The 13,013-nt window shown below is 29.8% G+C and carries 10 protein-coding genes and 1 pseudogene; 2 read left to right on the top strand and 9 right to left on the bottom strand.

All coding sequences use genetic code 11. The features are described 5' to 3' along the window. The first annotated feature begins 93 nt into the window (after positions 1 to 93). Positions 94 to 768 (top strand): outer membrane beta-barrel protein, encoded by a 675-nt coding sequence (locus ACTF56_RS09155; protein WP_438966598.1) that lies wholly within the window; start codon positions 94 to 96, stop codon positions 766 to 768. On the opposite strand, the gene ACTF56_RS09150 is transcribed toward ACTF56_RS09155, so the two are convergent. The 9 genes and pseudogenes from ACTF56_RS09150 to ACTF56_RS09110 form a co-directional block, all read right to left on the bottom strand. Beyond that, positions 763 to 1,359, bottom strand: a complete 597-nt coding sequence (locus ACTF56_RS09150; protein WP_438966597.1) for a hypothetical protein — start codon at positions 1,357 to 1,359, stop codon at positions 763 to 765. The two genes, ACTF56_RS09155 and ACTF56_RS09150, sit on opposite strands and share 6 nt — an antisense overlap. A 166-nt stretch (positions 1,360 to 1,525) precedes the next feature. Next, complete coding sequence (rpoN, locus tag ACTF56_RS09145; RefSeq protein ID WP_438966596.1) at positions 1,526 to 2,995, bottom strand: RNA polymerase factor sigma-54; 1,470 nt, start codon at positions 2,993 to 2,995, stop codon at positions 1,526 to 1,528. A gap of 45 nt (positions 2,996 to 3,040) precedes the next feature. Then, positions 3,041 to 3,427 (bottom strand): annotated as a pseudogene (locus ACTF56_RS09140) (GxxExxY protein). 61 nt (positions 3,428 to 3,488) lie between these two features. Then, the gene (asnS, locus tag ACTF56_RS09135; RefSeq protein WP_438966595.1) at positions 3,489 to 4,934 is read right to left on the bottom strand and encodes an asparagine--tRNA ligase; all 1,446 of its coding nucleotides are present in this window, start codon (positions 4,932 to 4,934) and stop codon (positions 3,489 to 3,491) included. Between the two features lie 34 nt (positions 4,935 to 4,968). Beyond that, entirely contained in the window at positions 4,969 to 7,383 is a 2,415-nt protein-coding gene (locus ACTF56_RS09130; protein WP_438966599.1) for an efflux RND transporter permease subunit, read from the bottom strand. Positions 7,384 to 7,454: 71 nt separating this feature from the next. Further along, positions 7,455 to 9,941 carry a DUF5686 family protein gene (locus ACTF56_RS09125; RefSeq protein WP_438966594.1) on the bottom strand — a complete coding sequence of 829 codons (2,487 nt, stop codon included), beginning with the start codon at positions 9,939 to 9,941 and terminating at the stop codon, positions 7,455 to 7,457. Positions 9,942 to 10,030: 89 nt separating this feature from the next. Then, complete coding sequence (gene frr / locus ACTF56_RS09120; protein ID WP_438966593.1) at positions 10,031 to 10,594, bottom strand: ribosome recycling factor; 564 nt, start codon at positions 10,592 to 10,594, stop codon at positions 10,031 to 10,033. Between the two features lie 73 nt (positions 10,595 to 10,667). Beyond that, a complete protein-coding gene (gene pyrH / locus ACTF56_RS09115) occupies positions 10,668 to 11,375 on the bottom strand; it encodes a UMP kinase (protein ID WP_438966592.1) in 708 nt (235 codons plus the stop codon). A 140-nt stretch (positions 11,376 to 11,515) separates the two neighbouring features. Further along, entirely contained in the window at positions 11,516 to 12,295 is a 780-nt protein-coding gene (locus ACTF56_RS09110) for a patatin-like phospholipase family protein (RefSeq protein WP_438966591.1), read from the bottom strand. Positions 12,296 to 12,375: 80 nt separating this feature from the next. Here ACTF56_RS09110 and ACTF56_RS09105 point away from each other — a divergent pair, with 80 nt between their 5' ends. Beyond that, positions 12,376 to 12,984 (top strand): thioredoxin family protein, encoded by a 609-nt coding sequence (locus ACTF56_RS09105; protein ID WP_438966590.1) that lies wholly within the window; start codon positions 12,376 to 12,378, stop codon positions 12,982 to 12,984. Positions 12,985 to 13,013: the final 29 nt, after the last annotated feature.

Here is a 13,013-nt window from a genome sequence, read left to right as displayed (position 1 = left end):
TTGCAAAAACGTTTTTGCAAGTGTTTAATTAATTAATTTTGTTTAATAATCTGTATCGATTATTTAGGACTAGTCATTACTTAAAATATTCGCGTGAAAAATTTTAGATACCTACTCATTCTTCTTAATTCATCAATTCTTTTTGCTCAAGAGGACAATGATAAAGTTGTGGATTCACTATTTAGAGAAGATCAGTTTTATACTACTGTAACTTATAATTTGCTGCAAAATACACCTTCAGATTTTAATCAACATTCCCTGTCTTCTGGAGTTTCTTTTGGATTTTTAAGAGATATGCCCATCAACAAAAACAGAACTTGGGCTTTAGCTTTAGGTTTAGGTTACGCCTACAATAACATAAAAAATAATATTAAAATTGACAATACTTCACAACAATTGAATTATTCTATTGATAATACTTTTGACAATAATAAATTGGTTTTTCACGAATTAGAAGTGCCTTTCGAAATTAGATGGAGAAATGCCACATTTCAAAGTCATAAATTTTGGAGAATTTATACGGGTTTTAAAGCATCTTACCTTTTTGCAAGTAAATCTGATTTTAGTTCTCCAACAGAAAATTATAAACTTAAAAATATTTCAGATCTAAATAAATTAAAATTTGGTTCTTACTTAGCTGTAGGAAACAATACGGTTAATTTATATGCTTTTTATTCTTTTACATCTTTGTTTGACAATGTGACTATTTCTAATCAAAAATTAGAAATGAATTCTTTTAAAATTGGACTGATTTTTTATATTTTATAAATATAACGGACATAATACGAATTGAGAAATAATCCCTACTAAAGTACCTGCAAAAAGTTCAACAACAGTATGTGATTTCATGTACAGTCGTGATGATGCCACATGTCCCATTAGTACAATTACAACAGCTAAAATACTTATGGTATTTATACCAAAATATACACCCAAATTTATTACAAAAGCAAATAAGGAAGCAATTCCTATCATGTGAAGACTAATTTTAAAATTCAAAAAGGTAGCACTTAACGCAACTATAGACGATATAATGCCACCCGAAAAGAAATAATACAACACAAGTTCTTCTTTAATAAAACCACTAAACGATATTAAAAGCAACAAAAATAAAGCTTGTAAAAATATAGGAAATTTTCTTTCACTAATGGTAGCTTCTGTAAAAGATTTTACGTTTCCAATGGCTTTCAATAAAAAATAAATGGAAATGGGCAACAACAACGTTAGTATAGAAACCTGAATTAAAAGTAAAAATGCTATGGACGAAAACAAAGTAGCTTCAGAAAACCATAAGTATAAAATAACACCATAAACCGAAATAAATATCGGATGAAAAACATAAGAAATAAGAGGTAACATTTTTTTGTAATTCATAAAGCAAATGGCTTGGGATTTATTTAGTTATGCATTTCCTGCTTTTCACTATATCTTTTTTGTTTTCAAATAATTTGTTCAGATTTAAAAAAAAGTAAACAAAAAAGGATGCCGTTACAATCAGGGCTATTGAATTTGCTATAATCTATTTTTAAATCTTCTTTCTTAAACGAGCCACAGGAATATCCAATAATTCTCTGTATTTAGCAATGGTTCTTCTGGCAATTGGATACCCTTTTTCTAATAAAATTTCTGCTAATTTATCGTCAGGATATGGTTTCTTTTTATCTTCATTTTCAATAACTTGCTGTAAAATATTTTTAATTTCAATAGTAGAAACGTCTTCTCCTTGATCATTTTTCATGGATTCACTAAAAAAATCTTTAATCAATTTAGTTCCATAAGGTGTATCTACATACTTGCTATTTGCAACACGGGAAACTGTTGAAATATCTAAGCCTACCATATCGGCAATATCTTTCAAAATCATGGGTCTTAATAACGTTTCATCACCATCCAAAAAATATTCTTGTTGATAATGCATAATGGCGTTCATAGTCACAAATAAAGTTTCACTTCTTTGTTTTATGGCATCAATAAACCATTTGGCTGAATCTAATTTTTGTTTGATGAATTGAACAGCATCTTTTTGAGCTGATGATTTGTCTTCTGTGACTTTATAGGTTTTAAGCATGTCTTGATAGTCTTTTGAAACATGCAATTCAGGGGCATTTCTTCCATTTAAAGTCAAATCCAATTCACCTTCAACAATTTTAATCGTAAAATCGGGTACAATATGTTCCACCATTCGTTGATTTCCATCATAGGAGCCACCTGGTTTTGGATTCAATTTTTCAATTTCTTCAATAGCTTTTTTAAGATACTCTTGAGAAGTATCAAACTTTTGAAGTAATTTATCATAATGTTTTTTACTGAAGGCTTCAAATTGATCTTCAATAATTTTTGAAGCTAAATCTACAGCGTCCGTTGGAGTTTTGTGTTTTAACTGCAATAACAAACACTCTTGTAAATCTCTAGCGCCAACACCTGCTGGTTCTAACTCTTGAATAATAAGTAAAATTCGTTCAACAGTGGCTTCATCAGTATAAACTCCTTGAGTAAAAGCCATATCGTCCACCATATCCTGAATACTTCTTCTAATGTAGCCCATATCATCAATACTACCGACTAAAAATTCGGCAATATTTCGGTCTTCATCATTTAAGATAAAGGTGTTTAATTGGTTGAGTAAATCTTGATGAAAACTAACAGAAGCAGCGAAAGGCATACTTTTATCTTCATCATCATCGCTGTAATTGTTGGATTGATATTTGTAATCAGGAGTTTCGTCGTTGCTTAAATAATCGTCAATATTTATATCTTCTGCATCAATTCGTTCATTATCATAATCATCATCATAATCGTCAGAATTGTTATCATTAAAATCCTCTTCATAATTTTCAGTTTCTTCAGAACCATTTTCTAGTGCTGGATTTTCAACCAATTCTTCTTCTAAACGTTGTTCAAAAGCTTGTGTAGGTAACTGAATTAGCTTCATCAACTGAATTTGTTGAGGCGATAATTTTTGTGATAATTTGAATTGTAAACTGTGTTTAAGCATCTTTTTTGCTTTTTTGCTACAAAGGCACAAAGGCACTAAGTTTTTTTATTTTGTATTGATAAATCTTTTTATTCCGTCTTTTATTAAAGGTACGTTGAAGTTAATTAAAAAACCAAGTTTATTATTGGTTAATTTTAAATGACTAATGATTTGAGCTTTCCAAACAGGATTTACTTTATCTACAGATTTTATTTCAATAATGACTAAATCTTCAACTAATTAATCTAACCTCAAATTTTCGTTTAAATCTATTCCATCTTAGATTACAGGTAATTCAACTTGTCTTTTAACATCTAATCCAGCTTTTCTTATTTCATAAGCTAAACAAGCTTCATAGATTTTTTCTAATAAACCAGGACCAAGTTCTTTATGAACTTTATATGCTGTATGTACGATTATTTTTCCAATTTTTTCTAATTCTTCATTAATCATAGTGCCAACTTTAAAGCAGAAATATTAATTCTTAGCGACTTTGTGTCTTAGTAGCATTTAACTAAAATTCTGCATTCTGTGGTGTTCTTGGGTAAGGAATTACATCTCTAATATTGGTCATTCCAGTTACAAAAAGCACCAATCTTTCAAATCCTAATCCAAAACCAGAGTGTACTGCACTACCAAATTTTCTTGTGTCTAAATACCACCAAAGTTCTTCTTCTTCAATACCTAAAGCATGCATTTTTTGAACCAAAACATCGTAGCGTTCTTCCCTTTGTGATCCACCAACAATTTCACCAATTCCAGGAAAAAGAATGTCCATTGCTCTAACGGTTTCTTTTCCAGGTTCAGTATTGTCGTTTAATCTCATATAAAAAGCTTTGATATTGGCTGGATAATCAAATAAAATTACAGGACATTTGAAATGTTTTTCAACCAAGAAACGTTCGTGTTCACTTTGTAAATCGGCACCCCATTCTTTGATGATGTAATTGAATTTTCCTTTTTTATTTGGTGTAGAATCTCTAAGAATATCTATTGCTTCGGTATAAGAAACTCGTTTAAAATTGTTTTCTAAGACAAAATTTAGCTTTTCTAATAAAGCCATTTCACTTCTTTCAGCTTGAGGTTTTGATTTTTCTTCTTCAAAAAGTCTTCCTTCTAAAAATTTTAAATCATCTTCACATTTTTCAACAGTAAATTTAATGACATATTTGATAAAATCTTCTGCCAAATCCATGTTATCTGCCAAATCATTGAAAGCAACTTCTGGTTCAATCATCCAAAATTCTGCCAAGTGACGTGAAGTGTTGGAATTTTCGGCTCTAAAAGTAGGTCCAAAAGTATAAACTTGACCCAATGCCATTGCGTAAGTTTCGGCTTCTAATTGCCCTGAAACCGTTAAGTTGGTTTCTTTTCCAAAAAAGTCTTCTTTATAATTTACATTTCCTACTTCAGTTCTTGGGGTTTTATCAAAAGGTAAAGCAGTAACTTTAAACATTTCTCCAGCACCTTCTGCATCACTTCCCGTAATAATAGGCGTGTTTACATAAGCAAAACCTCTTTCTTGAAAATAGCTATGCACAGCAAATGACAGCACTGAACGAACTCTCATTACCGCACTAAAAGTATTGGTTCTAACGCGTAAATGAGCATTTTCTCTTAAAAATTCTAGAGAGTGTTTTTTGGGTTGAATAGGATATTCTTCAGGATTAGAATCGCCTAAAATTTCAATTTTTGATACTTGAATTTCTACCGTTTGACCTTTTCCTTGGCTTTCTTGTAATAAACCAGTAACGCATACAGCAGCCCCAGTTGTTATTCTTTTTAAAGTTTCTTCTGGTGTGTTTTCAAAATCTACCACACACTGAATATTATGAATAGTTGAACCATCGTTCAAAGCTATAAACTGATTGTTTCTAAAGGTTCTAACCCAACCTTTTGCCGTAACTTCATGCAAGGTGTTTGTACTTCTTAAAAGGTCAATTATTTTGGTATGTTTCATTCTAAATTTGGTTTAAAATACAAATATAAATTATTTAATTATTTGATAAATCATCTTCATGACTGTTTTCGGTCAAAATATCAATTTTTGGTTCAATAAATACCTCTTTATTGGCAATTGTTTTTTCTAAAGAAAGTAATAATGCTGGCAACAATACTAAATTAGATATCATGGCGAATAGTAAAGTCATTGCTACTAAACTTCCTAAAGCTACTGTTCCTCCAAAACTGGACAAAGTAAATACCGAAAATCCACAAAATAAAACTACAGAAGTATAAAACATACTTACAGCAGTTTCTTTGATAGCGTTGTAAACAGATCGTTTTATTTTCCAATCGTTTTCTTTTAATTCTTGTCGGTATTTGGCTAAAAAGTGAATGGTATCATCCACAGAAATTCCGAAAGCAATACTAAATACTAATATGGTTGAAGGTTTAATAGGAATTCCTAAATAACCCATTAAACCAGCAGTTATGATTAATGGCAATATGTTGGGTAAAAGCGAAACAATAATCATTTTAAAAGAGCGAAACAAATATGCCATCAAAATGGAAATTAATAAGATAGCAAACAGTAAAGACATAGCTAAATTTTTAACCAAGTAGTGTGTTCCTTTTTCAAAAACAAATGCTTTTCCTGTCAAAGTAACATTGTATCGATCTTTAGGAAAAATTTTGGTTATTTTTTCTTGCAAACGTTCTTCAATTTTTTGCATTTTGTCGGTTCCAATATCCTTCATAAAAGTGGTAACTCGTGCATATTGTCCTGTGCTGTCAACATAGCTTTTAAGTAGGTTTTGACTGTTTTCTTGAGCCGAATTTTTAACGTAAGTCATTACAATGCCTTCTTCCAATTTTGAAGTTGGCAAATCATAAAACTCCGAATTTCCGTTGTAAAATGATTGTTTGGCATATTTTACCAAATTCACTACCGAAACAGGTTTAGAAAGTTCGGGAATCTCTTCAATTTCTTCTTGAAGTTTATTAATTCTTTTTAAAGTTACCGATTTTAAGGCTCCTTTTTTGTTTTTAGTATCAATCATTATTTCCAAAGGCATCACACCATCAAATTCATTTTCAAAAAAGATAATGTCTTTGAAAAAAGGAGCTTTTTTAGGCATGTCTTCGATAATACTTCCCGAAATTTTGATTTGAAAAATACCAATAATTCCTAAAACCAACAAACCAATTGCGGATGAAAAAACGGCTATTTTATGATTTCTGATGGTATTTTCAATCCATTTTACAAATGAAGATAAATAAGTTTTACCTAAATGTTCTAAATGTTTTTCTTTAGGCAAAGGCATGTAACTGTATATAATTGGTATTATTGTCAGGCATAAAATAAACAGGAAAACAATATTTAATGAGGCAACAATTCCAAATTCTTTAAGCAATTTGCTATCGGTAAAGATAAAGGTTGCAAAACCAGCAGCAGTAGTTAAATTGGTCATTAAAGTTGCATTTCCAATTTTAGAAATTACTCTTTGCAATGATTTGGCTTTATTGCCATGAAGTTTAAATTCTTGTTGGTATTTATTGATTAAGAAAATACAGTTCGGAATTCCAATAACAATGATTAATGGTGGAATAATTGCGGTTAGTACAGTGATTTCGTAGTGCAATAAGCCAAGAGTTCCAAAAGACCACATTACTCCAACAATTACAACTAACATGGAGATTAGGGTTGCTCTAAAACTTCTAAAAAAGAAGAAAAATAAAAGTGAAGTCACTAACAAAGCTGCTAAAACAAAAATACTTATTTCGTCAATGATGCTTTGTGCATTCAAGGTTCTGATGTAAGGCATTCCAGAAACATGCATGTCTAGACCTGTTTCTTTTTCAAAAGTATCAATTTTATCTTGACTAAAATGTTTGAAAATAAATTGTTTTCTTGCAGCAGTGTTTACAATTTTTTTGTTTATATAAACTGCAAATCGAACAGCGCCACTTTGTTTATTAAACAACATTCCTTCGTAAAAAGGCAAGTCGTTAAAAAGCTCTTTTTCTTTTTGTTTGATGTAAGTGTCCGAAATTTCTTTTTTGTTAATAAAAGGAATTAATTTAAATTTTTCGGAAAGTGTATCTTTTTTAAGAACTTGTAAATCTTCAATGGATAAGGTAAAATCAACAGCTTCATCGGTTTTAATATCTTCAACAAAAGCATCCCAAATTTTAATGTTTTTGGCTGTAAATAAAGCTGAATCTTTAAATCCAATTACAATCAAATTGCCTTCTTCACCAAATTTATCTAAAAAGGAATTGTATTGCAGATTTATTTCGTGATCATCAGGCAATAGGTTGGCTTCGGTGAATGAAAAACGCATATTTTTCCATTGCAAAGCCATGAATATTGTAAATGCAGAAAGCAACAAAATTAATGTTACTCTATTTCTTAAAATTAGGCCAGCTGTAAAATTCCAAAACCGACTATTCAACCACTTAAACATCATCTAAAATTTAGGGTGCAAAGGTAAGTATTCTTAGTTAAAATAATGCTGATTATTTGATTTTAATAGGATTACATTCCTAAATCTAAACTGAAAGAAATTTTTATAGCAATATTATCATCAAAATTAGATAATTGATAATCGCCATAACGATAAAAAGCTACAATTCCGAAACCTTTAAATAGTTTACTACACTCAATTCCACTTTCAAAAAAACCATTTTCTAAGGTGTTAAAAGGCAAACCAATATGATTGCTTTTATTGGTTACAGAACCAAACGCTGCTCTTGTAACAATACTAAATTCAGGGTTCAATTTGTAACCCAAGTTTATTTTATTAAAAGTATGTCTCAGTTGAACAGAAAAATATCTGTCAGAGAAAAATTCGTTAAAATACATGGTTTCAAAACTGTTTTTACTTGAAAATGTAATTCGTTTTAAAATGGCATCTTTATTTAAGTTGTTAGGAATAATACTATATAAATCGGTAATAGGAATCTCTCCAAAAGCCAATCCACCTTGAAAAAGAAAGGAACTTTTTTGACCCGATAAATAAGGAATTTCATAAAAAGTTTTAAAATCAATTTTAGTAAAATCGAAATCATTATTTAATATTCCAGGTAAAGTTTTAGTGACTTGAAATGTAAATTTTGGATGTCTTTTTTCAATTTCAATTTTACCTAAAGGTGTTTGCATGTATTCGCTAAATGGATTCCATTGAATGGCTAATTGAATATTTGTTATGGTATAATCACTATAAAATTTACCTTGATTTTGATAAAAATAATTAAAAAGCGGTTCAATTCTGCTGTTTGAAATTCCGATGTAAGAAGTAATTTTAGTCAAATATTTACTTTCAATAAAAGCATTAACTTCTTGATTGTGATAAAAAGTAGAAATGTTAAAAGGCCTTGGATCATAAACTTTGAATCTTCTGGTGTCCGTTGCAAAATTTGTTTGACCAATTTCATTTAAATCATCTGTATACGAAGCACTTAGCCAAGATTCGGATTGTTTGTCAATTAAATAGGAAGGCGTTATTCCAAATTTGAAAGCTTCATCTTTTAAACCATAAGCTCCATAAAAAGCAATTTTATAATTTTCCGACAACTTAGTGTTGGTTATTGCTCCTAAACCAAATCTAAAACCTTCGTAATTATTATATTTTATGATGCTTCTTAAGTCTAAATCGAAAACTGAAACAGGATAATACCCGTTAATTATTTTTTTACCTAAGAAAATTTTACGTTCAATATTACTAGATTGTGACAAACTGTCTAACGATGAATAGGTTTTCATTCGTCGAAGATCTAAGGTGTCTTTTGAGAAATTTTTCCAATAACTTTCTGGTTTATTTAGGTTTTCATCAGGAACATCAATTTTTATCATAGGATTATTAATGTTCACACTTTCATTGATTTTAATATCAAAAGGAGTCGATTCTAATATAAAAACGGTATGATCTGAAGCATTATTTTCAGCACTTTCTTCTAAGCTAGATCGAAATTTCATAGTTCCTCCTAAAATTGAAATATCTTCAGAATTACTTCCTTTGCTTAAAATAAATTTTCTGTTTTTTGGAAACCAAATGTCATGTTCTTTAAGATAACTGAAGGTGTAATTGGCATTAATGTTTACAATTCCATAAATACGGTAAAAAGCTTTTGCAATGGAAAAATTTTGGGCGTCAATGTACAACAAACCTCTTAATTTGTTGGCTTTTAGTTTTTTAGGCTCAAAATAAATGCGGTATACTTTTCTGTTTTGTATAGTTGTAGAATCTAATAAATGATAAGTATATAAGCGTCTGCCATAATTTGAAATTGGATTTTGAACGGGAATTTCAACAATTTCAAAAGGATTTTCATAAACAGAATACGATATTAATTTTAGTGCTAAAAATTCGTATAGAGGTTCGTTAAAACCTGCCATTCGTGAAGCTAAAACAGTTTCTTTGACTTTCCTTTTGTTGAATTGAAGTTGATTGACTTTTTCGGTTTGATACACATGACTTTTTTCGACTAATTTTTTGAATTTATAGTTGGTTGAATCTAGTTTTACTTTTTGTTTTCCGAAAATATTTTTTTTGTATATTTTTTCAATATCACTTGAAATACTATCAGGATTTGCAGTCACTTGAATGTATTCGTAGTTTTTGTATTCGAAACTTTTTAATGCTTTTTCAGGCATGGTTTTTTTACGATTATCAATAACATTTTTTATGATTTTATTGACTTTGTTGTTCGAGTAATAGTTGGTGGTGTTTTTTTGATTTAAATCTTGCGTTAATTTAATAATGACAAGATTTTCATTTTTTGAAATATAAGTTGGTTTATCGTAATATCCTTTATAAGTTATTAAAATTGGCTTTTTACTATCTGAAATTTCAATGGTAAACTTTCCTTCCCAATCCGCAAATAGCGTTTTGTTTTCATAGGAAATTTTGGCAAATGCTATAGGAATTGTGGTATCGAAATCTAATACTTGACCTTTTACGGTAGTTTGGCTCAAAATCGATTGAGTAACCAAAAAGGCTAAAAATAGAAAAATATTTTTCATGTATTATTTTACAATTGATACAAAGATATTTAAAATAAAAAGTCTCAACGTAAATTGAGACTTATTTTTTTGCTTATTAAAGTATAAACTTATACTTTCATTATTTCTGCTTCTTTAACCGCTAAATGTTCGTCGATTTTTTTGATATAAGCATCAGTTAATTTCTGAACATCATCTTCAGCTTTTTTACAAATATCTTCTGCAGTTCCATTTTTTTCTTCTTTTTTGATATCTGTATTGGCATCTTTACGAGCATTTCGAATACCAATTTTTGCATCTTCAGCTTCCGATTTAGCTTGTTTTACCAATTCTTTTCTACGTTCTTCTGTTAAAGCAGGAATATTTATGATTATAGCTTCACCATTATTCATAGGATTTAAACCTAAATTGGCAATCATGATGGCTTTTTCAATAGGTTGCATCATGTTTTTTTCCCATGGAGTTACAGTTAAAGTTCTAGCATCAGCGGCATTAATATTGGCCACTTGCGACAATGGTGTTTGTGAACCATAATAATCTACAAAAACACCACCTAGCATTTGAGGTGAAGCTTTTCCAGCTCTAATATTTAAAAATTCTTTTTCTAAATGAGCAATAGAACCATTCATAGATTCTGTAGCTGTTTCTATAATAAAGTTAATTTCGTCTGTCATTTTATTTAGATTTTAGATTTTCAGACATGATGTCCTTTAAACGGTCTTAATACTTAATTCTTTTATCTTAATACTATATAGTTACTGTTGTTCCAATGGTTTGTCCTTCGCAAACTTTCAATAAATTACCATCAATATTCATATCAAAAACAATGATAGGTAATTTGTTTTCTTGACTTAAAGTAAAAGCTGTAGAATCCATTACATTTAATCCTTTTGAAATAACATCTTCAAATGAAATGGTATCGTATTTTACTGCATTTGTATCTTTTTCTGGATCAGCTGTATAAACTCCATCAACACGAGTTCCTTTTAAAATTACATCAGCACCTACTTCAACTCCTCTTAAAACAGCGGCTGTATCGGTTGTGAAATAAGGATTTCCTGTTCCTGCACCAAAAATTACAATTCTTCCTTTTTCTAAATGACGAGTTGCTTTTCTTTTGATATAAGGTTCAGCAATGGCTTCAATTTTTAGAGCAGTTTGTAATCTGGTTGGCATTCCAGCTTCTTCAAGAGCACCTTGTAAAGCCATACCATTAATCACAGTTGCTAGCATTCCCATATAATCACCTTGAACCCTATCCATTCCGTTACTTGCACCAGCTACACCTCTAAAGATATTTCCTCCTCCAATCACAATGGCAATTTCCGTGCCTTTTTCATGAATTTTTTTAATTTCTTGAGCATATTCTGACAAGCGTTTTGGATCGATACCGTAAGCTCTTTCGCCCATTAAGGCTTCGCCACTCAGCTTTAGAAGAATTCTTTTATATTTCATTCCATTTTTATTTTAGTGGAGTCATGCTTTCGCCAACTCAAGTCATTTTATTCTGAATTCAGTTCAAAATCTTATCTTAAGATTCAAAATTGTGATGCAAATATAGTTATAATCTAATTTAAAAAAAATCTAGTTTTTAATTAAGATTTCAATTCTTTAAAAGAAGATTTTGCTGCTTGATAACCAATTTCAAAAATAGCATCCATTTTAGTTTTGTTGGTTTCAAAAGTACTAAAGTTGGCTAATTCTTTAGGCTCAATAACCCAATCACAAAGACTGAATTTTTGATAATTGCCATGTGCTGATAATAAATCAAAAGCTCTTGTAGTTACGGATTTTATGGATTTTAAATCTTTGGCTTCAATGGTTTGAATTGGACTAACATAAATTCCAATAATGGCATCACATCTTCCTTGTAATAAATCTGTTGGAAAGTGGTTTAAAATTCCTCCATCACTATATAATTTACCGTTAAGTTCATAAGGTGAAAGCATTCCTGGAAAAGAAGAAGAGGCTAAAACAGCATCAGTAATTTTTGTTTCTACATTAAAAATTTTTAATTTTCCTGAAACTAAATTGGTTGCTGTAATGAATGTTGGAATATTTAAATCGCCTAGAGTTGCATCATTAAATATCTTATCAAAATCTGTTTTAAATGATTGAGAATCTATTATTCCTGCTTTTTTGAACGTAAAATGTTTCCAATGAAAAAAGTAAATGGATTTAAAAAATTCTAAAATTTCTTCAGGTTTTTTTCCAAAAGCATACAATGCTGCAATAATTGCTCCAGCACTTGTTCCAGCAATATACGAAGGTTCAATATGTTGTTCTTCTAGAAATTTAAGAGCTCCAGCTTGTGCAATTCCTTTAGAACCACCACCTGATAAAACCAAACCTATTGACTTAGATGAAAAATCCATTATAATTTATTTTTAATGTAACATAGCTTACTTTCCAGTATCAAATTTAGTAGTAATTTTGTGTAATAAATAATAAAATAATGAAGAATATAAATATAGTTTTTGCTTTGAATAAAAGTTACACTTACAAGGAATATAGAACTTTGGTTTCCAATTTAATTAAAGAAGGTAAATCCACCGGAAATACTCAATCTAACGATTTATTACATTATTCTGAATTGAATGAAACTAGAATGAATCGCTTGGAAAAAACAATTAAAATAACGGAAGAAGTTGTAAAACAAATTAATCAATTACAGAAAAAAGTGACTTGGTTGGTTCTTAGTGAAGGTTGGTGTGGAGATGCTGCTCAAATTTTACCAATACTACATAAAATGGCTGAATCATCTGAATTTATTGACTTAAAGATAGTTCTAAGAGACGAAAATGAGTCTTTGATGAATGATTTTTTAACTAATGATGGAAAAGCAATTCCGAAACTAATTATTTTAGATGATAATGAAAATGTTGTTGCCGATTTTGGACCAAGACCAGAACCTGCAAGGAAATTAATTGCAGATTACAAAGAAGCCAATGGAGTAGTAGATGAACCCATAAAAGTTGAATTGCAAAAATGGTATTTACAAGATAAAGGAATTACCACTCAAAACGAAATCATGCAAATAATGAGAAATAAAGAATTGGTTTAAGGAAAGATTTTCAGAAGATAGATTTTTTA

This window comes from Flavobacterium sp., assembly GCF_965657075.1.
Taxonomy (GTDB): Bacteria; Bacteroidota; Bacteroidia; order Flavobacteriales; family Flavobacteriaceae; genus Flavobacterium.
The sequence above is the reverse complement of the archived record's forward strand: the minus strand, read 5'-3'. Positions and strand labels throughout refer to the sequence as shown.